Consider the following 23193-nt stretch of genomic DNA (forward strand, 5'->3'; position numbering starts at 1 on the left):
GATGATTGCAGTCGTGCAGTTCGGCGGCTCGAACTGCGACCGCGACGCCGTGCGCGCGCTGTCCGACCTCGGCTTCGAGGCGAGGCGCGTCTGGCACGAAGACCCCCTCCCCGAGGCGACGACGGGCATCGTGCTCCCCGGCGGCTTCTCGTACGGCGACTACCTGCGCGGCGGCGCGATGGCCGCCCGCTCGCCCATCATGGCGTCGGTCCGCGAGGCGGCCGAAGACGGCGTGCCCGTCCTCGGCGTCTGCAACGGCGCACAAATCGGCTGTGAGTCCGGGCTCACCCCCGGCGCGTTCACGACGAACGCGAGCGCCCGTTTCCAGTGCGAACACGTCTACCTCCGCGTCGAGAACGCCGACACGCGCTGGACCGCGGCGTACGAGGAAGGCGAGGTCATCGAACTCCCCATCGCCCACGGCGAGGGTCGCTTCGAACTCGACGCCGAGCGCTACGAGGCGCTCGAAGCCGACGACCGGGTTCTGTTCCGCTACTGCGACGAGGACGGCAACGTCACCGACGAGGCGAACCCCAACGGCTCGCTCGGGAACGTCGCGGGCGTCCTCGGCGATAGCGAGTCCGTCGCGGTGCTGATGCCCCACCCCGAGCGGGCGTCGCTCCCGCAACTCGGGAACACCGACGGTCGGGGCGTGCTGGCTGGCTTCGAGGGATAGAGGTATAAAAAAGACCGTCCGCCGCGGTGGCGGGCGGTACGGGGCCGGTTGGCGAGCGGAGCGGCGTACACGATGAGCGACGTTGGAGTGTCGAGGTTTCGGCCCGCGTACCGCGTGCTATGGGGCGAGAGCGCAGGGAGCGTCCGTGGCGATCCACGCCTCGGCGTTCTCCTCTTCGCGAATCTCGAACCACCCATCCGCGTAGTAGACGGTCTTGTACGTGTGTTTCGTCATGATGGCGGGCGGCTCGGATGGACACGTCCGAGCCACCGAATATGACAACGACTCACACCCTCTTTGATACGAATATCCTATCCGACGGTTAGGAGCCAGTTACTTTCCGATAGCTCCCCCTAATGCGGCCGAATCGGAGAAAACGAACCGAGATACTGGACGAACGGTCGCCGGTTCGGGGCGGCGGCTCAGTTGGCGGCGGGCGTCGGGTCCGCACGGGGAGAAACTGCGTGGGGACTCAGCGCGCGGCGCTCAGGTGACCAGCGGCATGTTGTAGCTCGTCTCGTTGTCGAGGACGAACTCCCACGTCGCCTCGCAGTCGCAGGACACCTGGTCGAAGACGCTCGGGTCCTGTCGGAGGTTGAAGTCCTTGACCGCCTTGAACACGAGTTCGTCGCAGTCGCCGCAGTTGTGCGCGCCGCGCTCTTGGCCGCCGCCGACGGGGTCGGAGACGACGATGGCGTCCACGTCGGCCGTCTCGCGGAGCGCCTCTGCGACCGACCAGAGCCACGGCGGGCGGTAGCCGCCGTTGAAGAACAGCTCGTCGACCATCGTGTAGCGCTGGACGTTCGTCGGGTTCATCGAGACGGTGTGACAGTTGTCGACCGCCGCACACCGGCGGATGGAGGACTTCATGTCGTCGAGCGCCTCGGGCTCCGAGAGGAACGGCGGCTTCATCAGGAGGTACGCCTTGACGCCGCCACCGGCCGCGGCGGCCTCCTCGCAGGCGTCCTCGAAGTCGGCGAAGTCGAAGTACTTGTTCACGCAGTCGTGGCGGACGCGGTCGGTGGCGGTTTCGAGGCCGACCGCGACGTCGGTTTCGAGGCCGCGGTCGGTGAAGTCCGCCAGCTTCTCGCGCGTGACGAAGTCCGGAAGCGACTCGACGACCATGCGGTCGCGGTCGGCGAACGTCTCGGCGATGGCGTCGCGGGTCTCGGCCGGCACCTCGCGCTCGTCGAGGAACGAGCCGGAGGTGTAAATCTTGATGAGACCCGCCTGCTCGCCGTCATCCATCTCCTCGGCCTCGTGGTCGAGACAGACCTGAATCTGGTCCATCAGCGCCTCGTGGGCGACGGTGCCGCCCTCGACGGACTCGGCGACGTAGCCGCACATCGTACAGCCGCCGGCGCGCGCCCACCGACAGCCGCCGGTGTTGAGGATAATCGTCAGCGAGTCGTAGACGCCGTCGGGCGTGTTGTCCTCGTCTATCCACACCCGGGTCGGCTCGTGGGGGTCGTAGGTCTTCTGCTTCCGCGAACGGATGTCGCGCATCACCTTGTTGTGCGCGTCCATCCCGCGTCCCCGCTCGTAGACCTCGGGGCTCGGCTTACTCATTGGATACCCGTATCGGACGGGTGCGTAAAGCGGCTTCGTCTGGGTTCGACGGCCGACGGGCACCGACCGTCGGAGCTCACATGTTCCGCGAGATATAGCGGTCGATGTCGGCGACGAGCGACGGGCGGAACGTCCAGTAGCCCTCCCAACGCTTCGGTTCGGTCTCCAAGGCGAGGAGAGCGACGGGTTGGCCCGGTGCCGCGCCGTCCACGGTCCCGCCGCCCGAGTGACTCCCGTCGGTCGCGGGTTCCGTCCCGACCGAGCGGCCGTCCGGCGGCGTGTAGACGACGAACCACGAGTCGTAGAAATCCTCCGTGTAGCCGCCGTGGGTCAGGAGGTCGGAGTCCGACGGCGGCATCCAGTCCGGAATCCCGTAGACGTGGGTCTGCACGTCGGTCGACGCGACCTTCTGGTAGACCGCCCGCGTCCCGCGTTCGTCTTCGATTCGGGAGAGCCGCTGGAACGACGACCGGAGCCTGCCGTCGCCGGCGCGCCACGCGTGGCGCTCGATGTACCGCGAAATCGCCACGAGGAGCAGTTTCTCCTTGTCCGATTCGGGATAGCCGCGGAGGGAAAACGGCACGTCGTCGAGCCGCGTGAGCACCGACGGAAGCTCGAACTCGTCGAGTTTCGCCTGCCCCGTCTTGTAGAGGTCGGAGTTCACGAGGAGGACGGTGTTCATCACGTCCTCCAGCGACGAGGTCGCGACGACCTCGCGCCCCGCTGGCGTCTGCTCGGAGAGCACGATCACGTCGTTGCCGCGCGCGTCGTCCGACAGCTCGTCGACGTCGACCGGCTGGTCGGTGAACGTGGTTTCGAGCATCCGCTGGACGGGGTCAGGTGCCGAGCGATTGACCACCGTGAGGGACCGACTCGCGGTGTCAATCGCGCCGAGAAAGCTGTCGAGTCCCATCTGTTCATGAACACGACTGACCGCCGACGAGATAGCTGTTTTGGAGGCCGGGGCCGCGGTGACAGGCGTTCATATGGGTCGCGCCCGTAGATGAGGTATGGAGCGCCGCACGCTCCTCTCGCTTCTCGCGGGCGGCGTCGCCGGACTCGCCGGGTGCGGGACGCCAGACGGAGAGACGGAGACGCCGACGCCCGAGGAGGGGACCGACGCGCCGACCGCGACGCCGACGACCGAAGCGCGCGTAGAGCGGTCGCTGACGCTCTGGAACCCGACGCCTGACCCCGTGTTCACGACCGTCGTCGGCGTCCGCGGCGGCCGCGACGCGTTCTTCGAGAACCGCGACCTGTTGCCCGGCGAGCGCGCCGCGCTGTCGGTGGCGGTGCCGACCGGGGAGACGGCGGTGCTCGTCGAGACGGACTCCGGCCTGCGGGCGCGCTCGACGTGGACCGTCGACGCGGCGTTCGAGGGGCTGGAGGTCGTCCTCGGTCGGGACACCGCGGCGTTCTGGCGGACCGTCTCGTGCGACGCGCGGGGGGAGTGTGCGCTCGCGGCGGCACCCCCCGACGACGGGCCGAGACTCGACCTCCCGCTCGTCGGCGACGGCTCAGCACGGTGGTACGCGCCCGCGGGCGTCGTCGTGGAGAACCCCGGCCCCGAGACGACCGCGCGACTCCGCATCGACCTCGGGGAGACGGCACTGGTCGACCGGACGTACCGCGTCCCCACGGGAGCGCGGCTGTCGGTGCCGGTGACCTATCGGAGCGGGAGCTACCGCGTCGCCGTCGAGACGACCGAGCGGCGCGTCGAGACGGCGTGGCCGGTGCCCGACCAGCCGACGAAGTACGTCGACGTGTCGAACGGGACGACCGGTTGCGGACCGGCGAACACGACGCTCACAGTCGCCAACCGCGACGACGAGCCACATCGCCTCTCGCTCCGGGTCGACGCCGCGGGCGACGGCGAGTCGTTCGACCGCACGCTCGCGCTCGACCCCGGTGAGGTCCGCGACCTCGTCCCCGTGACGGCCTCCGGGGGCCACGCCGTGTCGGCGACGCTCGAAACCGGCGCGGCGGTCTCGGGAACCTGGTGGTCGTGCCCGCCGCGCGGCCCCGCGAGCGTCGTCGTCGACGCCACCGGAACCGTCGCGTTTCGGGCGGCCGGCCCGCAACCGGGATGAGTCGCACGGATTGCCGCAATCCCGAGACAGTCCGGCGTCGGGTCACACCGGTGTAACTACTATCGGTTACTCAGCGGTGGGAATCACTAACCCGCCAGCGACCGTATATAACTAACGAGGATTACAATGACTGAACTCGGTGGTTATCACGACAAGGTCGCTCGGGTGGACCTGTCGGCAGGCGACATCGCGTACGAGGGAATCGACGACGAGGACGCGCGGAAGTACATCGGGGCCCGCGGCCTCGGCGTGAAGTACGTCTTCGACCAGGGACCGGACGTGGACCCGCTCGGACCGGACAACCTCCTCGCGTTCATGACCGGCCCGCTCACCGGCACGCAGACCGTGATGAGCGGTCGAATCGCGGTCGTGACAAAATCCCCGCTCACGGGGACTGTCACCGACTCGCACCACGGCGGCTGGAGCGGCGCGCGGCTCAAGTGGTCCGGCTTCGACGGCCTGCTGTTCACGGGGAAGGCCGAGCGGCCGAGCTACGCGGTCGTCGAAGACGGCGAACTGACGCTCCACGACGCCGAACACATCTGGGGCAAGGGCGTCCACGAGACCATCGAGGAGCTCGAAGGCGAGGTCGACGGGAGCCTCGGCAAGAACCTCTCGATAATGGCCATCGGCCCCGGCGGCGAGAACGAGGTCAAGTTCGGCTGTATCATCAACGAGGACGACCGCGCGTCCGGCCGCGGCGGCACGGGCGCGGTGATGGGGTCGAAGAACCTCAAGGCAATCGTCGTGAAGTCCGGCACGCGGATGCCGAAGCCCGCCGACGCCGACACGTTCAAACAGGGCTACCAGCAGGCGATGCAACTCATCCGCGAGTCCGAGGTCACCGCGCCCAACGAGGGCGGCCTGTCGCTGTACGGGACGAACGTCCTGATGAACGCGGGCGAGGAGCTCGACGGCCTCCCGACGAAAAACGGAAAGTACACCTCGACCGCGGCGATGCGAGACGCCGAGGGCGCTGACATCGACTCCGAGCGCGTCTCCGGCGAGAACGTCCGCGAGAACATCCTCGTCGACGAGCCGACGTGTCACTCCTGTCCGGTCGCCTGTAAGAAGGAAGTCGAGGTGTCGGTGATGCACAAAGGCGAGGAGCTGAACGTCCGCGGCGAGTCCTACGAGTACGAGTCCGCGTACGCGCTGGGCCCGAACTCCGGACACACCGAGCGCGACGAAATCGCCGTCATGATCGACCGCTGTAACGACATGGGCGTCGACACCATCGAGATGGGCAACATGATGGCGATGGCCATGGAGATGTCCGAACAGGGCAAGCTCGACGGCCTGAGCGAACAGCTCAACTGGGGCGACACCGAGCGCATGATCGACCTCATCACGGAGGTCGCGAACCGCGACGGCGACCTCGCCGACGCCCTCGCGGAGGGCGCAAACGGCCTCGCCGAGCGGTTCGACGCCTACGACAACTCGCTGGCCGTCAAGGGCCAGACCATCGCGGCGTACGACCCGCGCTGTATGAAGGGGATGGGCATCGGTTACGCCACCTCCAACCGCGGCGCGTGCCACCTCCGCGGCTACACGCCGTCCGCAGAGATTCTCGGTATCCCGGAGAAACACGACCCCCACGAGTGGCGCGGCAAGGGCGAGCTCGTGGCGCTGTTCCAGGACATGCACGCCATCTCGGACTCGTTCGACATCTGCAAGTTCAACGCGTTCGCGGAGGGCATCGAGGAGTACGTCCTGCAGTACAACGGCATGACCGGCCGCGACGTGACCGAAGAGGAACTGCTCGAAACCGGCGACCGCATCTACACGTTAGAGCGGTACTACAACAACCTCGCCGGCTTCGACGGGGCCGACGACTCGCTTCCGGGACGCTTCGTCGAGGGCGACGGGGCGATGCCGGGACAGGGCGCGTCCGAGGGCCAACTGTGCGAACTCGACGAGATGAAAGAGGAGTACTACGCCCGCCGCCAGTGGGTCGACGGCGTCGTCCCCGACGAGCGCCTCGACGAGCTCGGCATCGACATCGGCCCCGGTACGGGCGTCTCCCGCGGCGACTCGCCCGCGCCCGCCGACGACTGAGACGACCGCCGCGACCGACCCGACGGTCGCGGTCGGCTCCCGCGCGAATCCGAATCACGCTGTTTTCGACCGATGCGAACCGCGGAGACGAGTCTATCGACGAGCGACGCCACCGCCCCGCCGAAGACGACGCGGGCGACGAGCGCGGCGACACCGACGGCGAACCCGGTCGAGAGGAGGGCGCGGTCCTCGCTGTCGCTGGGGAGCGAGTTGCGGCGCGGGGGTGGAGAGGGCACGCGTGCGGTCGCGGTCGCCCGGAGACGAGTCTCTTGGGGGGAAATGTCGGTTTCGGGGCTGGCGGCGGCTCAGACGACGAACCGGAGGACCCACAGCGCGCCCATGCCGACGAGGATGGTGGCGAGCACGCGCTCGGTGTACCACGCGGCGAGCGCGGCCAACGCGCCGGCGAGGAGTTTCTCGTTGCCGACGGAGACCGCGAGGTCGCCGGCGGGCGCGAGGAGCGCGGGGAAGACGAGCGCCGCGAACACGGCCGCGGGGACGTACTCCAGCGCCGACTCGACCGCCGGCGGCACGTCGTCGATGCGGCCGAACAGGTAGATAAAGGACCCGCGGATGGCGAACGTGAGGACGCCCGCGAGGGCGATGACGAGCCAGACGGTCGCCGAGTCGTAGCCGGTCGGCATTCAGGCGTCACCTCCGAGCGAGTCGACCGCGAGGCCGGCGAGGACGCCGACGACGGCCGCGACGATGATATCGAGGTGGAACGGGACGCCCGCGACGACGACGCCGGTGGCGACGAGGCCGCCGACCAGACACGACGCGCCGGAGGCGCGGTCTTTCAACGTGGGGACGAGTAAGGCGAGAAAGACCAACGGTGCGGCGAAGTCGAAGCCCAACTCCGGCGGGAGCCCGGAGCCGAGGAGCGCGCCGGCGACGGTCGTCACCTGCCAGACGAGCCACAGCGACGCGCCCGCGCCGAAATAGTAGGCGAAGCGGTCGGTCTCGCCGTCGCGGCCGTAGCGGGCGATAGAGACCGCGTACGCCTGGTCGGTCAGGAGGTACGACGCGAGCGCCTTCGACCGGGCGGTCAGGTCGCGGAAGTAGGGCGCGATGGAGGCCGAGTACATCATCGTCCGGAGGTTGATGACGACGGCGGTGCCGACGACGATTGCCAGCGGCGCGTCCGCGCCGAGGAGTTCTATCATGGCGAGTTGCGACGCGCCGGCGAAGACGAAACTGGAGAAGCCGAGGGCGTGCGCGACCGACAGCCCCTGTTCGACGGCCGCGACGCCGGCGACGAGGCCGAACGGCGCGATGCCGAGTTGGAGCGGCCCCGCGGCCCGGACGCCGTCGAGGAGGTCGGACGAAAGGGTTGGCATCTGTCGGTAGCACGGCGTCGCCCCCAAAATAGGCGTCTATCGTCGGGCGGATTGCCGGCTTTTGACCGACCGACTGACGACGGCGACCTCGCGGATTTCGAGCGCCGTCTCGAACTCGTCGCGGCGGTCGGCGTCCGCCCCGACCCGCCGGAGGTGTTCAGCGTGCGCCCGGCGGACGGCGTCGACCTCGCGGTGCGAGAAGCCGAGGTCGAGTCCCTTCGTGTCCCAGTGGCCCAGCGGGACGAGAAACACCGCCGTCTCGTCGTCCTCGTGGACGCACTCGAACCCCTGTGCGTACTCGCCGGCCCGCCCGTCGAGGTACGCCTGCGCCCGGTCGAGCAACCGCGGCAGACTGCTGGCTGGAACGCTCGCCTTCGCGGCCGCGAGCATGATGGCCGTGCCGTCGATGGCACCGCCGCGGGGCGCGCCGTCGTCGCCATCCGGCGCGAGGCGCTCGCTGAGTCGTTCGCGCCCCGGCCGCCGGTCGCCGTCTGCCCCCACGGTCATCCCCCCGCGCGCATCGCCTTGCGGGCGAACCGCTCGACGAGGTCGTCGAGGGTCTCCTCGTCGCCCTCGAACGCGAGTTGCACCTCGGTGAGTTGGATACTGCTCGTTATCGTGACTTCCTCGGTCTCGATGTCGACGGCCCAGTCGGGACCGACCACGCGGCCGCCGCCGTCGGCCTCGCCGCCCAGTCCTTCGAGGTACTGAATCGCGAGGCGGGGCGAGATACCGCGGAAGGCCCGCTGTCGACGTGCCACGTCAGCCCCCCGCGACCGGCGGGAAGACGCTCACGGCGTCCGCGTCGTCGAGCGTCGTGGCCATCCCGTCGAGGTGAACCACCTCGCGCCCGTTTTTCAGCACGTTCACGTGCGGCTTGACCTCGCCGTCCTCGATGAGTCGGCCGGCGAGGCCGTCGTACTCCGCTTCCAGCGACCGGAGGACGTCCCCGACTGTCGCGTCGTCGTCGACCCGCCAGTAGATGGACTTCTGGCCCACCACCTCTCGAAACGTCGCGAAGAAGCGTAATTCGAGTTCCATACCCCTTGTCGGCGTCCACGAGACAAAAAGGTACGTCGCGGCGGGGCCGCGGAGAAGTCGGAAAACCGGTTATCGGAGGCAGTAATTCAAATAAACTGCAAGTATACTGCCTAAACGTTCTCAACCAATTAAGTCGATGGAGCGTCCAGACGGGTCGTTCGAACGACCCGTCCACCTGGTTTCGATACCGATTCGCGCAGGTCGGTACGGCGCGGGCCGGGCAGTCCATCCGGCGACGGCCGACCCGTCCCGACGTCGTGCCGAGCGACCCGGCCGATTACCGGCCCGCGTCGCGGACTTCGATGCGCCCGACGGACTCGACGGTGACGACGAGGTCGGCGTAGTCGAATTCGAGCGACGCGCCCGATACGCGGGGTGCACCGGGCATTTCGCGGCCGAAGAGGGCGTCGAGGGCGTCGGTGTCTACGTGCTCTGTGAGCGGCGGCAGGTCCGCGTCGCGGCGGGTGTGCTTGTCCACGGCCGCGGCGACCGCTTCAGAGACGGGCTGAGTACGCTCGCAGTCGTACCAGACCCGTGTCGGTTCGAACTCGTCTCGGAGCTGTGTGTCAGATGTGATGATAGCTTCGTCCCCCCGATATCGTCTGTTCGATATGTCGTCCCAATCTGTTATATTTCTTGCGTACTATCGGTATGTGCTCTTGATAGTGGGCATTTAGAACAATACTGTTGGGGGGGGGAAGCGGGGCGTAAAAAGCCCGCAGGGAGCGAATCAACGACTGAACGTTTCATCGGATCTGCCATGTGTCTAAGTCCATAGGCGATCCCCATGGATCCAATAACATAGGGTGACGGATAGCGTCTTACATCACGATTGCAGATTGGAAGGCTGTCAAAGACGAGTACGTCGTCAATGTAACCATCCGCCAGACGGTGGCTGACAAGTATCCTAGTGGGTGGGACTACAGCCTCCATCTCGGCACCCGCAGGGGGATACCACCCTTCGGTACGACAACGCCCACGAACGGACGAAAGTCACGGGCGGCACGCTGGGCCCGAATCGAGATAATCGACCTCCCCGGGATGCTGACGCTCTACGACCGATTCGAACAAGAGGCCGAGGAGATGTCGTCCGTCTCCTGGGACTGGGAAACGTGAGAAATCACGGAAAATTGACACGACATGACGAAGCTCAAAGTGACGGTTGGTGAGGAGAGTGACCCCGACGAAACCACGAGACAGCGGCTCAAAGCGGCACAGGCAGGCGAGGAACTCGAAGACGCTCAGCCGGTGCTGAACTTCGACTCGTTCGCAGAACTCAGTCGACTGCTCAGCCCGAAGAACCTCGAACTGTTAGAGGCGTCTCTGAGGCGGAGCCGGACAGCATCCGCGACGCCGCAGAGTCGGTTGACCGCGACTACAAGCAGGTTCACCGGAACCTGACTGAACTGGCCGACATCGGTGTCATCGACTTCGAAGGCGGTGGGCCGGGACTCCCGAAGAAACCCGTACTCGCCTACGACGGTCTCGAAATCGACCTTCCGTTCAAGGATTCGAACAACAACATCGGTGCCGCCGCGCCGTAGCCTGTGAGACCGACCTCCTCGCGCGACTTAGCCGGGAGGATTCCTACCGCTGGATTGGGATCGTTACTAGATTGTCAGAAACCGTATCGCTCGTGGGCATCGTCGATTGGTAGTATTTCGAGGACCCGAACCTCTCTGTCCTCTTCCAAGACGGTGTACATCGCTGTGTAGCTCCGCGAGACGTGCATTCGGAATCTATCGCGTCGCCCGTCGATGGGCAACTGCTCTTTATGCCCGCGTCCGCGTCCCGGATATGGAGTTTCGCTCAGGTACCCCAGTTTCTCCTTGCAAATTCGTGTCGTCTTCTCATCGGCGACACTCAAGAACTCGCGTGGTTGATCAAGAAGAAGAACAGCGTAGTCGTCCTCAGGCATCCTCAAGCGAGGTTAGATCATCACTATCTGCGTCCTCCAACTCTTGGAAACGCTTTTCGAGGTCCTCACGACGTCGGCTTTGGGCAAGTTCCTTGAGGAGATCGTCGTAGGTCTGCCCCGGCTTTTTCAGTTCGTGAAGTTCCTCCCGAGTCTCTTCGGTCACCGGGATTCGTTTGTCAGCGGACATGCGTTGTAAGGACGTATCGAATTGATAGTATTAACCGTTTTGTCAGTCACGGCTCGACGAGCCGATACCGGGTTCCCCGCGTCGCGCCGTCTTGTTCGATGAGTCGGTACCGTTCGTGCGCGCCGAGATACCGACGGCGGGTCGCCTTCGATTTCGGCGCGGAGATGTGCTCTTCGTACGCGGCGTGGGAGTCTGTAGACGAGACTTCACCGTGGCGCTTGACGATGTCGTAGAGGAGTCGCTTGTGCGTCGATAGTCGCTCGACGTTTCGCTCGTGGACTTCTCCCGCGGCACCATCAGCGACGTCATCGACGAGCCCCGGACTGAGTGCATCGAGCAAGTGTCGTTTTCCCGGCACCGGAGGGACCGGTCATGAGGATATCTGACCGGCTTCGCCGTCTTCGATTGGCTTCAGTAACGACGAAGGGTGCCCGATTTCGGCGATTCGATGTCCAAGTCAACCGGGGCGAAACTGTCCCGGAGTGCCCGCGCACCGCGTCTCTGTTTGACAAATACGCGCCCTGTGTGTCACGCCAGTCCAGACGCAGGATGCGGGCTTCAACAGAGTCGAGTGAGAGTCAACCGGAAGCGAACGAAGCGGAGACGCGAGAACGCCTGTCGTCGCGAAGTGACGCGGTCAGGTCGGGGCACGGGTCAGTCAGGCGGTCGGCGTCACGTCGGTGCCCCACGTGACGCGACGGTACGACGCGTCGAGGGCTTGGGCGTCGTCCGGGAGGAGCGCCGCGACGAGGAACGTCGAGTACTGCTCGAAGTGGTCGACCAGCGCGGCGATGCGCTCGGCGTCGATGGCCTCGACCGAGTCGAGGAGGATGAACGGGACGGTCTCGTACACCTCGTGGACGAGGTAGCCAGCGAGGGCGAACACGAGGCCGACGACCTCGCGCTCGCTCTCGCTGAGGTGGGCGATGGAGTCCTCGTACACCGCGCCGGAGTCAGACGCGCGGACGATGTGGAGTTCGAACTGGGTCTTATCGACCGTTCGACGCCCCTCTCGGACCCGGCGTTCGACCCGCTCCAGCCAGACGCGCTCGATGTTGTCGTAGCCGAGGAGACCGAGCACCGTCTCCATCTCCTCGTTGAACGCCTCGACCGCCGCGGTCGTGAGCGAGCGGATTCGGGTCCGCGCGGCTTCGAGTTCCGCTTCGACCTGCGCGCGTTCGGTTTCGAGTTCCTCGCGCTCGTCGAACCGGGCGTCGAGCGCGTCGAGGTCGTCGTGGACGGACGCGAGTTCGTCGCGCTTCCGGTCGAGCGCGAACTCGGCCTCGTTGAGCTCCTTGTGGAGTTCGATGAGGTCCCCTTCGGCCTGTCCGCGGAGGTCCGACGCGTCGGCTTCGAGCGCTTCGACCCGCTCGGCGAGCGCCTCGCGCCGCTCGGTCAGCGACGCTATCTGCCCGGTCCGGCGGTCGAGTTCGTCTTCGAGTCGTCGGAGTTTGTCGCGGCGGCTCCGGCGGTCGCGTTCGGCCCGCTCAGCGGCTCGCATCGACCGTTCGAGCTCGTCGAGTTCGCGGCGGAGCTCGGCGCGCTCCTCGCGGTTTTCGTCTCTGACCCCGCGGAGGCGGTCGGTCGTCTCCCGAATCTGGTCGTGGCCGACCTCGGTGCCGCAGGTCCAGCAGGTGGTCGTCTCCGACGGGACGAGCTGGTCGGTCACCGAGCCGTCGCCGCCGACCGACCCCAGCGAGTCCTCGATGAGGCCCGCCTTCCCGTCGAGCACGTCCTCCGTGTACTGGACGACGGTCTGGAGCTCCGAAATCGTCGAGTTGAGCGACTCGATGCGCGACCGAATCGAGTCGATGCGGTCGCTCGCCTCGCCGGGGTCGACGGCCTCTGCGTCGAAGGAATCGAGCTCCGACTGGAGTTCGCCGCGCTCCTCGCGGAGCGATTCGACGCTCTCGCGCTCGCTTTGCAGGCGGAAGCGGACGGTTTCGAGGTCCGACCGCGCCGACTGGAGGTCGGACAGCACCTCGTCTAACGCCGCCTGATTCTCGCGTTGGGACTCGACCGTCCGGTCTTCGGCCTCGATTTCTGCGTCGAGTTCGTCGCGCTCGGCTTCGAGGTCTTCGATTTCGGCTTCGAGTTCGTCGCGTTTCGATTCGAGCGACCGCCGGTCGGCTTCGAGCGAGTCGAGCGAGTCGAGTCGGCGCTCGACCTGCGTCCGTCGGCTCTGCAGGCGCTCGATTTCGGCCTCGATGGCGTCGGTGTCGACCGGGGCCATGATGACGTCGTGGAGGTCGCGCTCCGCGACGACCGCCCGCCGCGCCTCGTTCGAGCCGAGGAGGAACGCAAAGCGGTCCGCGGTCGTCGTGTCTCGGAGGTACGGCGTCCCGTCGGTCGAGACCGTACCGTTCTCGCGCGAGAGGACGCGAGTGTACGTCCGGCCGTCGAGTTCGAGTTCGACCAGCCCCTCGTCTGCGTCGCCCTTGAGACTGACCGCGTCGCTCCCGCACGCACCCATGAGCGCGCGCAAGAAGGACGTTCGGTTCGTCGCGTTGCGGCCGGTCAGAACGGTCACGCCGGGGTCGAGCCTGACGCGCCGCTCGTCGATGCCGCCGATGTTTCGTATGTGGACAGCCGCCGCCTGAAGTGCCTCTGAATCGTTCATGTGTCGGATGTGGGTGTGTGAGAGCGCCCGAACCGCTACTCGTCTCCGTCGTGGTCGCAGTCGCAGTGCCCGGAAGAGAGAAGCGCCGTCGGGGTCATTCGCGTGTCGCAGTCTGTACAGGTGACGCGAATATCGACTTCGACCTCGTACGCGCCGATGAAGACCGCCTCACTCTTCACCAGTCGGTCGATGACGTCGATAGTCACGGTTCGAAGTCGGGACCGAAGCTTTCGAATCGTTGTGAGTCCCGACTCGGTCGCGTCCGTCTCGTCGTCGTCCTCGCGTTCGACGTTTCGGTGTCGCTTGAGGTAGTTGTACACCGACTGGTAGGAGATGATGTCGCCCTCTAACTGCTCGACATCGATACCACGCTCGCGGAGCGTGTTCCGCGCGTCGGTGCGGCTTCCCGCGGTCACGTCGTCGCTCGTCAGGAGTCGGTAGAAGTTCTCCGCCTCGCCTTCGAGCACGTGCGCGCCGGCCTCGTCGAGGGCGGCCCGGACGAGGCGCTCGTTCACGTCGCCCTCCAGTTCGCGGAGGCTCCGTTGTGGCCGCCCCTCCCCGAGCCACGCGGCGACGAGGTCGTCGCCGAGGCCGTCGAGCCCGTATCGGTCCGCGATGCGTTCTATCTTCGGACCTCGGCCGCCACGGCGGGATACCGTCCTTCCAGAGTCTCGCATTGTGACTTCGCTATCGCAAGCTTAGCGTGCAACACCCTAAGCGTTACCCATGGGTTATCAGAGATGATAAAACTAGAACACAAGCGAGTTACACGAGCTACGAGACGGTTCTCACGGATTCCGGAGCGGTCCCGAGAAACGTCAGCGGGCTGGTCGGCTACGCACCGCCCGGCTGGGGTCGGGTTCGGCCGTCAGTTCTCGCGAACTGTCACCCAGAGGTGAACCTCGCGGTAGGCGTTGTCGACCGTCGGCGACGCCGGCGGCGCGCCCTCGTAGAGGAGGTACGTCAGTCGCAGGCGCTCGCCCGTCATCGTCGGGCGAACCTCGTGTGGCTCGTGCCACGTCTCGTTGTGTTCGAGTCGAGGGGTGAACGTCCGGAGCCGCTCGGACTCCAGTACGGTCGTCGAGTTGTTCGACACCTCGACGCGCTGGAGCACCGCGACGACGGTGTAGTTCACCGGCCGGTGTTCTTGGTTACCGACGCCGAGAACGAGCGACGCGGGCTCGCCGCGGACGAGTTCCTCCGGGTAGTTGTCGGCGGTGAGTTCGTCGTCTCCGTCTTCGGTCAGCAGGTACAGTTCGGTGAACGACTCGCCGTCTTTCGGCACCGCCACCGCGTAGCCGACGCTCGCGGTCGCGAGGACCACGCTCACCACGAGGACGACGTTCAGCATCGCGTCGGTCCGCGACGCCGGGTTAAACAGCTCGTCGCGCGCGGCGGCGACCCAGCGCCGGTACGGGACTACCAGCCGCTCTTCCTCGGGGAGCGCCGACCGACGGCTCGCCGCGAACGCCGTCGCGACGAGCGTGAAGCCGCTCACGACGACGAGGATGGGGGCGAGCCGTATCCCCCACGGCGTGAAGTTGAGGACGAGGCCGAGGAGCGGAACGACGGCGATGCTCGTCCCGAACGACAGCGCCACCCGCTCGATGCCGTCGATACCCCCTATCCGGTCTTGGTCCTCGTCGGCGTCAATCGGCGGGCCGCGCTCGGGGAACAGTGCCGCGATGAGCGCGTAGCCCGGGATGAAAAGCACGAACGGGAGGCCGACGACGACCCGAAGCGGCGTCCCCGCCAGTCCGGGCGTGAGCGTCGCGACGAGCGTGAGCGCGACCCCCGCGACGACGGCCGCGAGGTCGGCCGGGAGGTCGCGGACGGGTCCGGGGAGGAACAACCGCCAGTCTTGGCGCGGCGACATCTACCCGAGGTGGGAGACACGAACACAAAAATCATTTGTCAGCCGCGGGCTCCGACGGCGCTACTCGACCGCGCCGACGGCTTCCGAGGGGTCCGTACCGTCGCCCGACGCGGGCGATTCGAGCGCGTCGGACCCGGACGGGTCGGCGAGCGAGCGGGCCGTCTCGACCAGTTCGGCCGCGTCCGCGTCGCTCACCGAGAGCCCGCTGTAGGCCGCGCGCTCGTACCCCGCGGTGAGCGATTCGAGCGCGTCGGCGGGCGCGACGCCGGCGTCGATACAGCGGTCGCAGAACTCCCAGTGGGTCGCGGCGTCGTCCACCTCCGCGGCGGACCCGAGCGACTCCCGGACGCCCGCGTAGGCGACGACGACCGCGTCGTTCGGCCGCCCGGCGTCGAGGGCCGCGGCCGCCGAGTCAAACGCTGGCGTCCCCGTCGCCGCCGGTTCCGGGTCGGCCGCGTCGCCGGCGTCCGAGGCGTCCGACTCGTCTGTGACCGCCGCCGTCACGGCGTCGTCACCGCCGTTCCGCCGGAGGAGGACGGCGGCGGCGAGACCGACCACCGCGGTCCCGACGACGACCCACGCGAGGTCGAGCGGGTCGAACGGGAGCCCGCCGGACGCGCCGCTTCCGCCGTCGGCTTCGGCGACAGCGTTTGAGACCCTGATGCTCGCCGTCGCGTCGGACGGCCCGAGGTTCGTCCCCGCACCGTCGAACGCGGCCGAGACGGTCGCGTTCTCGGCGCTGGCGTCGCTCGGGAGGTCGAACGTCGCCCGATACGCGCCCGACTGGCCGGTCGTCGCGGACGCGACCGCGCGCTCGTCGACGCTGATGACGACCGTCTGGCCGCGCACGGCCTCGCCCTCGTCGGTTTCGAGTCGGCCGTCGACGACGACCGTCCCGGTGTCAGTCTCGCGGGCGCTGGCGTCGAGCGCCGTCCCTTCGGTTTCGAGCGGGACCGACACCGACGCGGGGGCGAACGTGACCGCTCTGTCGTCGCCGTCGGGCGCGACGCGGAGCGAGGCCGTCCCCGTCGCGGTCGCCGGGACGGTCGCCGAGATGGTCGACGCGCCGCTCGCGTTCGTCGCCGCCGCGGTCGCCGCCGAGCCGGCGAACGTCGCAGAAAGCGGATAGTCGGGAACCGGCGTCCCGTTCGCACGAACCGCCGCGCGAACCGAGACGGCGTCGGCGTAGCCGTAGGGCGACGCGGACGGCCCGGATAAGTCCGCGGTCGCGTTCACCTGCGAGACGGCGACGGGGACGGCCCGCTCTGTCGACTGATACATCGACGCGTCGTTCGGGAGATACCGGACGACGAGCGCCGAGGTGTCGGCCGGAATCCGCGTCGGTCGGTAGGTCAGTTCGAACGAGCCGTCGGGGGCGACTGGCGACTGGACCGTCCGGCCGCCGACCGCGAAGCGGGCGGTCGTCGCCGCGACCGGCGTGCCGTTGTCGGCGACGAGCGACCCCGAGAGGACGAGCGGGTCGGTAAAAGAGATGTTCCGGTCGTAGTCGTCGACGGTGAGACGGGTGGCGACGAACTCTCGGGAGACGATTTCGTCGCGTCGTTCGGAGATGTTCGCCTGCACCGCCTCGATTTGGGCGCTAGACTCCGTCAGGTCGCCATCGGTCCGATTCGAAATCGTCTCGAACGCGTCTGTGAGCCGGTCGGACTGCGTCTCGCCGTCTTCTGCGAGGCGCGTCAACTCGCGGGCGAGTTCGCGGGCGCGCTCATCGTCGCCCGCCTGCCTCGCCGCCTCGTACTCGCGACGGGTCTCGCGGAACTCGCTGACGGTGTCGACGTACTCCCGCTGGGTCTCGCCGACGGTCCGGTACTCATCGCCCGCGGGGTCGGTTCCGGTCTCGCCTTCCACGTCGACGTACTTGGCGAGCGAGTCGTCGTAGTCGTCGCCGAGCGCCGCCCTCGCGGCCGCGTACTCGCCCTGACTGAGTTGTAGGGCGCTCGCGCCGATGTCGCCGTTGAGCTCGCCCGAGAGGTACGAAAGCAGGCGGTCGAGCTCGTTCTCGTCGTCGACGTCGTCGGGGTTCTCGTGGAGGACGGCGGTGCTGTTGTTCGTCTCGTTCGCGATCTGTCGCGGCGGCCCCGCGACCGACCAGAGCGCCGACGCGCGGCCCGAGTCGACACCGACCGGCGCTGACGTCGTCGCGCTCACCCCGTCACCGGACGGCGCGGACCACGCTCCCGTCCCCGCAGAAACCACGGTCACCGGCGCTGTCGCGACGAGACAACCGACGACGAACATCGTCCAAAGCACCCGCGCCGGGCGGCCCGATTCTCCACGCACTACCCGTAGCCAGACGGGGGGACCTAATGGGTTTTGGCATTCGGCTGACGCTCCGCGGACGAGCGGGTCGCGCGATTCGGGGACTGCACCGGGTTAACACCCGATTTAACGGCCGGGTGGACGCCGAATGTGCCCCGAGTCGTCGGGGCGCGCGCGACCGACTGCGGCCCGCTCCAACACAAACATTCAACTTCGGGGGCACGAATCGAATCCACGATGCTTCCGACCCGACGGTGGGCCGCGCTCGCAGGCGTCGCCTGCTTTCTCGCCGTGTACGCGGTCGTTCTCGACGAGTCGACGCCGCTCGTCGCCGCCTGCGGCCTCGCCGCGTGGCTCGTCGTCGCGCAGGTCGACGCCGTCGGGGCGATGCGCGCGGTCGACCGCGACCTCTCGGCGACCGTCTCGGTCGAACCCACGTCGGTCTTCGTCGGCGACCGCGCCGCGGTGACGCTGACGGCGTCGCTGTCCGAGGCCGTCGACGCGCCCGTCGAGGTCGAACTCGTCGCGCCGCCGAGCGTGAACGCGCCGGAGCGGCCCCGCCGGACGGTCGCGTTCGACCCCAGCGAGACCGAGGGGTCGGTCACGTGCAGTGTCGAGTTCCCCGTCGCCGGGCGAATCGCGTTCGACGAGGTCGCCGTCGACATCGAGGGCCGCGCCGGCTTCTTCACCGAGACGGTGACGCTCGACCTCGACGCCCGCTGTCTGGTCGAACCGCCGGCCCCCGACGGCATCCACGTCGGCCGCGGCGGCGAACTGGTCGGCGCGACCTTCGGCGACCACGCCAGCGACCAGACCGGCCCGGGGCTCGTCCCCCACGAGACGCGGCAGTACCTCCCCGGCGACACGCTGTCGCAGGTCGACTGGAAGACCACCGCGCGGATGAACCACCCGCACATCCGCGAGTTCGAATCGGAGTCCGACTACCTGCTGTCGCTCGTCGTCGACTGCGGATCGCACATGAACCGCGGGCCGACCGGGCGGACGATGCTGTCGTACGCGCGGGAGGTCGCGCTGGGCCTCGTCGACGCCGCGGAGTCCCACGCCGACCCCGTCTCGGCGCAGTTCGTCGGGGACGCCGCGACGACGTGGGAGTTCGGCCCCTCCTCGTCGTCGAACGCCTACCAGACGGTTCGGCGGCGACTGCTCGCGATAGCGCCGACGACCAGCCCGCACCGCCCGGTCGGCGCGTCCCGCCCGGTCGCCCCGGAAGACGCCCGCAAGCGGAGCCGCCGCCTCGACGGCGACGACTCGGCGTTCGCGGCGACGCTCCGCCCGTACCTCAGCGACGGCGAGAGCTACGTCTCGCGGGTCAGCGACCGGCCGCTTTTCGACGCGGTGAAGTCCGCGTGCTCGCGGTCGGATCGACAGGACCACCTCGTGCTCGTCACCGACGACTCGGCGAAAGTCGAGACGTACGAGGCGGTCGTCGTCGCGTCGAAACGGAGCTCCCAGACGAGCGTCTTCCTCACGCCGACGACGTTCTTCGACGACGCGGCCGAAAGCGAGACCGTCGACGCGGGCGGGGCGGGCGGTGCGAGAGACGCGGACGCGGCCGGGTTCGTCGCCTTCGAGGAGTTCAGAAAGCGCCTCGAACGCCTGCCGAACGTCACCGCCTACGAGGTCGCCCCGAAGAGCGCGATGGCACTGGCGACGGGCCGGGCCACCGCCGCGGAGTGATACCGATGGAGACACCTGTGAACCAGAGCGAACGGACGATTCGAACCGTGTTGGACGCGAACGAGCTCACCCCGATGGACGCGGCGGGCGTCCTCTGTTTCACCCTCGCGGTGAGCCTGACAGACGGGCTGTGGGGCGTCGCCGCGGGCGCCCTCGTCCTCGTCGCGGCGGCGGCCAGCGAGGGACCGCTCGCGTTCGTCGTCGCCCAACTGACCGCCGTCTCGTTGTTCGGAGACGCGGGCCTCGTCGCGCTCGGAGCCACGCAACTGGCCGCGTTCCCGCTCCTCGCGAGCGCCGCGTACGCGTGGCCGCCGGACCCCGCTCGAGTCGCCCGATTGGCGGCGGGCTACGTCGTCGCCCTCGGGGTCGCGTGGGCGCTCTGGACGACGCTCCGGTGGGCGTGGCAGGCCGCGCTGGTCGCCGCCGTCCTCGCGGCGGCGGTCGCCTACGGACTCCACCGCTACGAGCGCGTCGCGCTGGGCCTCGTCGACGCGACGGAGGCGGAGCGATGAGCGCGGACGACGCGCGCGACCGGGACCGGGAGTCGGCGTTGGCGAACGGGGACGCCCGCGGCGTCGTTTCGGCCGCCACCGGCGACGAGGGTCGGCCGGGCACCGACGAGGCGGGCGACGCCCGAACCGAACTCGCCGCCCTCCGACGCGAGAACGCCCGGCTCAGACAGCGTTACGAGGCGCTTCGAAAGGGCCGGTACCGGCAGACCGCCATCGCGCTGGCCGCGCTCGGCGTCGCCGGCCTGCTCGGCGGCGCGCTGTTTCCCCCCGTCCGGGAGACGCTGGTCGTCCTCGGCGCTATCGGGCTGTTCGCCGCCGCGGTGACGCGGTATCTCAGCCCCGAGCGGTTCATCCCCGTCGGCGTCGGGTCGTCAGTGTTCATCCCGCACGCTCGCAATCACGCCGCCGTCGTCGACGAACTCGGCCTGCAGGACGCGACCGTCTACGTCCCCGACGCCGGCCGCGACAGCGTTCGCCTGTTCGTCCCGGAGCGCCGCGACTACGCGCTCCCCGACGCCGAGACGCTCCGCGACACCTTCGTCGTCACCGACGACGAACTGACTCGCGGCGTCGCGTTCGACCCCAGCGGCGGCGGCCTGTTCGACGAGTTCGAGCGGAGTCTCGACGGCCCGCTCGGCGACGACCCCGACGCGCTGGCGCGGCAGGCGACCGACGCCCTCGTGGAACTGTTCGAACTCGCCGAGACAGCGACCGCCGAGACGGACGCCGCGGACGGTCGCCTAACGGTTCGCGTCGAAGACTGCCGGTTCGCCGCCGCCGAGACGTTCGATACGCCCGTCGCGTCGTTCGTCGCCGTGGTCGTCGCCCGCGGCCTCGACGCGCCGGTCGTCACCGAGGTCGCCGCCGGCGAGGAGATGGACTTCGCCGTCACCTGCCGGTGGGACGTCGACGACAGCGGAGTCGGTGCGGCGTCCGCGGGCGCGGCGTCGGAGGACAGCGGGACCGAGGCCGAAGAAGGGGCCGCCGAGGCCGAAAAAGCAGAAGCCGACGAGCGATAGCCGACGGCCCTCAGTCGTCGTCGCCCGCGACCGAGGTCGTCGTCGACTCGTCGAGACCGACTTCGGGCGTCGGCACGGTGTCGACGACCTCCTCGACGACGTCTCGGGGGTCGCGCCCGCTGATGTCCGCCTCGGTCCCGAGGACGAGGCGGTGCGACATGATGATCGGAGCGAGTCGCTTCACGTCGTCCGGAATCACGTAGTCGCGGCCGCGAATCGCCGCCGCGGCCTTCCCGGCCCGCAGGAAGGCCAGCGAAGCGCGGGGCGACGCGCCGAACTCCACCGCGGCGTGCGTCCGCGTCGCACCGACGAGGTCGAGGATGTAGTCGAACACCTTGTCGTCGACGTGGACGGCCGTGACGACCTGTCGGGCCTCTCCGATGTCGGCGTCGTCGACGACGTTCGAGATGTCCGAGGGCTTGAGCGACGGCGAGCGGTCGAACCGTTCGAGAATCTCCCGTTCGTCGGCCCGGTCGGGGAGGTCGACGACGACCTTGAACTGGAAGCGGTCGCGCTGGGCCTCGGGGAGGTTGAACGTCCCCTCGTACTCGATGGGGTTCTGCGTGGCGACGACCATGAACGGGTAGGGGAGCTTGAGCGTCTCGCCTTCGATTGTCACCTGCCCCTCCTCCATCGCTTCGAGGAGCGCGGACTGCGTCTTCGGCGTCGCGCGGTTTATCTCGTCGGCGAGGACGACGTTCGAGAAGACCGGCCCCCGCTGGAGGTCGAACTCGCCGAGGTTCTCGCGGTAGATGTGGGTGCCAGTGATGTCCGCCGGGAGCACGTCGGGCGTCATCTGAATCCGCTGGTAGTCGAGGTTCGCGGCGTGTGCGAACAGGTTGGCGATAGTCGTCTTAGCCACGCCCGGAACCCCTTCGAGGAGGACGTGCCCGTTGGTCAGCAACGCGATAGTGAGCGCCTCTATCGCGTCTTCGTTCCCGACGAGGAGTTGCGACGTCTCGTCGAGGATGGCCTCGTAGACCTCTTCGGGAGCACTCATATGGAGACAGTCGGGACGGCGGCCACATATAACTGCGGTCTCGTCGACCCCGCGAGGCGGACGGCGGGCCGACCGCGCCGAGCATGCCGAGCGCCTCGACGGCCTACGAGAGCCGTCCCCGCCGGGCGACGACCGCGAGCGCGCCGACGACGGCGACGCCGAACAGGAGTTGGAATCCGGCCGAACCCCGGAGCGCCCGAAGCGCGACCTGCAGGGGCGGGCGCTCCTCGGCGTGCGAGAAGTCCAACACGACGGTCTGTCGGTCGGCCGCGAGCGCCGCCGCGAACGCCCGGTTGTCCGGGCGGTCGAGCATCGCGTTGATGAACACGCTCGGGTCGCTCACGACGACCACGTCGCCCGCGCCGAGGCGCTCCGTGGTCACGACCGGGTACGACCGGAGCGTCTCGGTGTCGTCCAGTTCGCCGTCGTCGTCGCGGTCGCGGTACGAGAAGTTCGACGAGCGGACGAGGACGGTGCTTTCGTTTGCCGTCACCGTCGCCGGGTGGTTCAAAGTGAGTCGCGTCACGTTTCTGGTGACCGGGTCGGCGGCGACCCGCGTGGCGACCGGGAGCGCGCCGGAGCGGTACTGGTGGCGGTCGTCGCGGAGCGGCGTCTGGTTGACGCGCGCCGACGCGCCCAGCCGGGCGAGCAGGTCGTTGCCGTGCGGCCTGAAGTCGTCGGCGACGACGACGGTCCCGCCGGCGCGGACGAACGACTCGACGCGAGCGGCCTCGGCGTCGGTGTACCCTCGCTCGGGCGAGACGACGAACGCGACGGTACCTCCCGGGTCGACCGCGTCGTACTCGGTGGTGTTGTAGACGACCGCCGTCTCTGCGCCCGCGTCGGCCGCGACTCCGCGGACGCCGGAGCCGCCGTCCCACGCGGCGTTGAACGCGCCGTAGGTGGACGACGAGGTGCCCGCGCCGACGCCGACGCCGACGAGCATCGCGACGAGGAGCGCCGCCGCCAACAGGTGCGGGTAGCCGACCTCGCGGGAGCCGAGGCGCACTCAGAACACCCCCGGCGGGAGGATGTCGAGGATGCGTCTGACCACGATGTAGCCGAAGGCGACGAGGCCGCCGCCGATGAGCCACAGGAGCCGTCGCCGCCACGCGGGCGTCACCGCGACCGGCGCGGTGAGTTCGACGACGACGAGGAAACCGATGAGGGACACGACGAACACCAGCTCGTAGGACAGCGCGTCGAGGAGGACCAAGACGAGGGTCGCGCCGAGCATCCAGGCGAGCTGGGCGCGGATGAATCGCTCGCGTCGTGCCGTTGCCATGTACGGTCGTGGACGGGGCGGGAT

The 23193-nt window shown here is 68.3% G+C and carries 24 protein-coding genes and 2 pseudogenes; 8 read left to right on the forward strand and 18 right to left on the reverse strand.

The annotated features are described in order from the left end of the window. The first annotated feature begins 1 nt into the window (after position 1). Positions 2-676 (forward strand): phosphoribosylformylglycinamidine synthase I, encoded by a 675-nt coding sequence (gene purQ / locus ACFQI8_RS16915; protein WP_390246859.1) that lies wholly within the window; start codon positions 2-4, stop codon positions 674-676. 486 nt (positions 677-1162) lie between these two features. Here the strand turns inward: purQ and ACFQI8_RS16920 are convergent, their stop codons facing one another. Both ACFQI8_RS16920 and ACFQI8_RS16925 read right to left on the reverse strand, forming a co-directional pair. Further along, a complete protein-coding gene (locus ACFQI8_RS16920; protein ID WP_390246861.1) occupies positions 1163-2245 on the reverse strand; it encodes an archaeosine biosynthesis radical SAM protein RaSEA in 1083 nt (360 codons plus the stop codon). Positions 2246-2321: 76 nt separating this feature from the next. Next, entirely contained in the window at positions 2322-3158 is an 837-nt protein-coding gene (locus ACFQI8_RS16925; protein ID WP_390246863.1) for a histidine kinase, read from the reverse strand. A gap of 97 nt (positions 3159-3255) precedes the next feature. On the opposite strand from ACFQI8_RS16925, the gene ACFQI8_RS16930 reads away from it, so the two are divergent. Continuing rightward, positions 3256-4335 (forward strand): hypothetical protein, encoded by a 1080-nt coding sequence (locus tag ACFQI8_RS16930; protein ID WP_390246865.1) that lies wholly within the window; start codon positions 3256-3258, stop codon positions 4333-4335. 126 nt (positions 4336-4461) lie between these two features. Further along, positions 4462-6393, forward strand: a complete 1932-nt coding sequence (locus ACFQI8_RS16935; RefSeq protein ID WP_390246867.1) for an aldehyde ferredoxin oxidoreductase family protein — start codon at positions 4462-4464, stop codon at positions 6391-6393. 305 nt (positions 6394-6698) lie between these two features. Here the strand turns inward: ACFQI8_RS16935 and ACFQI8_RS16940 are convergent, their stop codons facing one another. The 6 genes from ACFQI8_RS16940 to ACFQI8_RS16965 form a co-directional block, all read right to left on the reverse strand. After that, entirely contained in the window at positions 6699-7037 is a 339-nt protein-coding gene (locus ACFQI8_RS16940; protein ID WP_390246869.1) for an AzlD domain-containing protein, read from the reverse strand. Next, positions 7038-7733 carry an AzlC family ABC transporter permease gene (locus tag ACFQI8_RS16945; RefSeq protein ID WP_390246871.1) on the reverse strand — a complete coding sequence of 232 codons (696 nt, stop codon included), beginning with the start codon at positions 7731-7733 and terminating at the stop codon, positions 7038-7040. Positions 7734-7769: 36 nt separating this feature from the next. After that, on the reverse strand, positions 7770-8240 hold the full coding sequence (locus ACFQI8_RS16950) for a DUF8048 family protein (protein WP_390246873.1): 471 nt from the start codon (positions 8238-8240) through the stop codon (positions 7770-7772). Beyond that, positions 8237-8494: a MoaD-like domain-containing protein gene (locus tag ACFQI8_RS16955; RefSeq protein ID WP_390246875.1), complete on the reverse strand. Its 258-nt coding sequence runs from the start codon at positions 8492-8494 to the stop codon at positions 8237-8239. The genes ACFQI8_RS16950 and ACFQI8_RS16955 overlap by 4 nt, the downstream gene beginning before the upstream one ends. Before the next feature lies 1 nt (position 8495). Then, positions 8496-8774, reverse strand: coding sequence for a ubiquitin-like modifier protein SAMP3 (samp3, locus tag ACFQI8_RS16960; protein ID WP_390246877.1), 279 nt, complete (start codon positions 8772-8774; stop codon positions 8496-8498). Positions 8775-9051: 277 nt separating this feature from the next. Next, on the reverse strand, positions 9052-9405 hold the full coding sequence (locus tag ACFQI8_RS16965; RefSeq protein ID WP_390246938.1) for a HalOD1 output domain-containing protein: 354 nt from the start codon (positions 9403-9405) through the stop codon (positions 9052-9054). A 182-nt stretch (positions 9406-9587) separates the two neighbouring features. On the opposite strand from ACFQI8_RS16965, the pseudogene ACFQI8_RS16970 reads away from it, so the two are divergent. Beyond that, a pseudogene (locus tag ACFQI8_RS16970) lies at positions 9588-9890 on the forward strand (toxin-antitoxin system TumE family protein). A 24-nt stretch (positions 9891-9914) separates the two neighbouring features. After that, positions 9915-10318: pseudogene (locus ACFQI8_RS16975) on the forward strand (HVO_A0114 family putative DNA-binding protein). Between the two features lie 74 nt (positions 10319-10392). On the opposite strand, the gene ACFQI8_RS16980 reads toward ACFQI8_RS16975, so the two are convergent. The 7 genes from ACFQI8_RS16980 to ACFQI8_RS17010 all read right to left on the reverse strand — a co-directional run bounded on the left by ACFQI8_RS16980 (position 10393) and on the right by ACFQI8_RS17010 (position 17634). After that, positions 10393-10692 carry a type II toxin-antitoxin system RelE/ParE family toxin gene (locus ACFQI8_RS16980; RefSeq protein WP_390246879.1) on the reverse strand — a complete coding sequence of 100 codons (300 nt, stop codon included), beginning with the start codon at positions 10690-10692 and terminating at the stop codon, positions 10393-10395. After that, positions 10685-10879 carry a DUF7557 family protein gene (locus ACFQI8_RS16985; RefSeq protein ID WP_390246881.1) on the reverse strand — a complete coding sequence of 65 codons (195 nt, stop codon included), beginning with the start codon at positions 10877-10879 and terminating at the stop codon, positions 10685-10687. The genes ACFQI8_RS16980 and ACFQI8_RS16985 overlap by 8 nt, the downstream gene beginning before the upstream one ends. Positions 10880-10925: 46 nt before the next feature. Next, positions 10926-11219, reverse strand: coding sequence for a hypothetical protein (locus ACFQI8_RS16990; RefSeq protein WP_390246883.1), 294 nt, complete (start codon positions 11217-11219; stop codon positions 10926-10928). Positions 11220-11537: 318 nt separating this feature from the next. Beyond that, entirely contained in the window at positions 11538-13499 is a 1962-nt protein-coding gene (locus tag ACFQI8_RS16995; protein WP_390246885.1) for an archaea-specific SMC-related protein, read from the reverse strand. A 35-nt stretch (positions 13500-13534) separates the two neighbouring features. Next, positions 13535-14176, reverse strand: coding sequence for a rod-determining factor RdfA (gene rdfA / locus ACFQI8_RS17000; RefSeq protein WP_390246887.1), 642 nt, complete (start codon positions 14174-14176; stop codon positions 13535-13537). A gap of 191 nt (positions 14177-14367) precedes the next feature. Further along, the gene (locus ACFQI8_RS17005; RefSeq protein WP_390246889.1) at positions 14368-15375 is read right to left on the reverse strand and encodes a DUF1616 domain-containing protein; all 1008 of its coding nucleotides are present in this window, start codon (positions 15373-15375) and stop codon (positions 14368-14370) included. A gap of 60 nt (positions 15376-15435) precedes the next feature. Further along, a complete protein-coding gene (locus ACFQI8_RS17010; protein ID WP_390246940.1) occupies positions 15436-17634 on the reverse strand; it encodes a DUF4129 domain-containing protein in 2199 nt (732 codons plus the stop codon). A gap of 258 nt (positions 17635-17892) precedes the next feature. Between ACFQI8_RS17010 and ACFQI8_RS17015 the strand changes: the two genes are divergently transcribed. The 3 genes from ACFQI8_RS17015 to ACFQI8_RS17025 are packed head-to-tail and all read left to right on the forward strand — an operon-like array spanning position 17893 to position 20884. Then, complete coding sequence (locus ACFQI8_RS17015) at positions 17893-19353, forward strand: DUF58 domain-containing protein (RefSeq protein WP_390246891.1); 1461 nt, start codon at positions 17893-17895, stop codon at positions 19351-19353. 17 nt (positions 19354-19370) lie between these two features. Continuing rightward, a complete protein-coding gene (locus ACFQI8_RS17020; protein ID WP_390246942.1) occupies positions 19371-19865 on the forward strand; it encodes a hypothetical protein in 495 nt (164 codons plus the stop codon). Continuing rightward, entirely contained in the window at positions 19862-20884 is a 1023-nt protein-coding gene (locus ACFQI8_RS17025) for a DUF7982 domain-containing protein (protein ID WP_390246893.1), read from the forward strand. Before ACFQI8_RS17020 ends, ACFQI8_RS17025 begins: the two co-directional genes overlap by 4 nt. Positions 20885-20894: 10 nt before the next feature. On the opposite strand, the gene ACFQI8_RS17030 is transcribed toward ACFQI8_RS17025, so the two are convergent. The 3 genes from ACFQI8_RS17030 to ACFQI8_RS17040 form a co-directional block, all read right to left on the reverse strand. Then, entirely contained in the window at positions 20895-21884 is a 990-nt protein-coding gene (locus tag ACFQI8_RS17030; protein ID WP_390246895.1) for an AAA family ATPase, read from the reverse strand. A gap of 103 nt (positions 21885-21987) precedes the next feature. Continuing rightward, positions 21988-22893 carry a DUF4350 domain-containing protein gene (locus tag ACFQI8_RS17035; RefSeq protein ID WP_390246897.1) on the reverse strand — a complete coding sequence of 302 codons (906 nt, stop codon included), beginning with the start codon at positions 22891-22893 and terminating at the stop codon, positions 21988-21990. Further along, positions 22894-23169 carry a hypothetical protein gene (locus ACFQI8_RS17040; protein WP_004969163.1) on the reverse strand — a complete coding sequence of 92 codons (276 nt, stop codon included), beginning with the start codon at positions 23167-23169 and terminating at the stop codon, positions 22894-22896. Positions 23170-23193 lie beyond the last annotated feature (24 nt).

The sequence above is a fragment of the Haloferax chudinovii genome (assembly GCF_042663345.1).
In the GTDB taxonomy this organism is placed as follows: domain Archaea; phylum Halobacteriota; class Halobacteria; order Halobacteriales; family Haloferacaceae; genus Haloferax; species Haloferax chudinovii.

What these genes read in the sequence shown, in the direction of transcription:
- ACFQI8_RS16935 (WP_390246867.1), top strand. Translation starts at nt 4,462, where the DNA reads ATGACTGAACTCGGTGGTTATCACGACAAGGTCGCTCGGGTGGACCTG.
- ACFQI8_RS16930 (WP_390246865.1), top strand. Translation starts at nt 3,256, where the DNA reads ATGGAGCGCCGCACGCTCCTCTCGCTTCTCGCGGGCGGCGTCGCCGGA.
- purQ (WP_390246859.1), top strand. Translation starts at nt 2, where the DNA reads ATGATTGCAGTCGTGCAGTTCGGCGGCTCGAACTGCGACCGCGACGCC.
- ACFQI8_RS16940 (WP_390246869.1), bottom strand. Translation starts at nt 7,037, where the DNA reads ATGCCGACCGGCTACGACTCGGCGACCGTCTGGCTCGTCATCGCCCTC.
- ACFQI8_RS16950 (WP_390246873.1), bottom strand. Translation starts at nt 8,240, where the DNA reads ATGACCGTGGGGGCAGACGGCGACCGGCGGCCGGGGCGCGAACGACTC.
- ACFQI8_RS17005 (WP_390246889.1), bottom strand. Translation starts at nt 15,375, where the DNA reads ATGTCGCCGCGCCAAGACTGGCGGTTGTTCCTCCCCGGACCCGTCCGC.
- samp3 (WP_390246877.1), bottom strand. Translation starts at nt 8,774, where the DNA reads ATGGAACTCGAATTACGCTTCTTCGCGACGTTTCGAGAGGTGGTGGGC.
- ACFQI8_RS17025 (WP_390246893.1), top strand. Translation starts at nt 19,862, where the DNA reads ATGAGCGCGGACGACGCGCGCGACCGGGACCGGGAGTCGGCGTTGGCG.
- ACFQI8_RS16995 (WP_390246885.1), bottom strand. Translation starts at nt 13,499, where the DNA reads ATGAACGATTCAGAGGCACTTCAGGCGGCGGCTGTCCACATACGAAAC.
- ACFQI8_RS16945 (WP_390246871.1), bottom strand. Translation starts at nt 7,733, where the DNA reads ATGCCAACCCTTTCGTCCGACCTCCTCGACGGCGTCCGGGCCGCGGGG.
- ACFQI8_RS16925 (WP_390246863.1), bottom strand. Translation starts at nt 3,158, where the DNA reads ATGGGACTCGACAGCTTTCTCGGCGCGATTGACACCGCGAGTCGGTCC.
- ACFQI8_RS17010 (WP_390246940.1), bottom strand. Translation starts at nt 17,634, where the DNA reads ATGTTCGTCGTCGGTTGTCTCGTCGCGACAGCGCCGGTGACCGTGGTT.
- rdfA (WP_390246887.1), bottom strand. Translation starts at nt 14,176, where the DNA reads ATGCGAGACTCTGGAAGGACGGTATCCCGCCGTGGCGGCCGAGGTCCG.
- ACFQI8_RS17015 (WP_390246891.1), top strand. Translation starts at nt 17,893, where the DNA reads ATGCTTCCGACCCGACGGTGGGCCGCGCTCGCAGGCGTCGCCTGCTTT.
- ACFQI8_RS17030 (WP_390246895.1), bottom strand. Translation starts at nt 21,884, where the DNA reads ATGAGTGCTCCCGAAGAGGTCTACGAGGCCATCCTCGACGAGACGTCG.
- ACFQI8_RS16985 (WP_390246881.1), bottom strand. Translation starts at nt 10,879, where the DNA reads ATGTCCGCTGACAAACGAATCCCGGTGACCGAAGAGACTCGGGAGGAA.
- ACFQI8_RS17040 (WP_004969163.1), bottom strand. Translation starts at nt 23,169, where the DNA reads ATGGCAACGGCACGACGCGAGCGATTCATCCGCGCCCAGCTCGCCTGG.
- ACFQI8_RS16920 (WP_390246861.1), bottom strand. Translation starts at nt 2,245, where the DNA reads ATGAGTAAGCCGAGCCCCGAGGTCTACGAGCGGGGACGCGGGATGGAC.
- ACFQI8_RS16980 (WP_390246879.1), bottom strand. Translation starts at nt 10,692, where the DNA reads ATGCCTGAGGACGACTACGCTGTTCTTCTTCTTGATCAACCACGCGAG.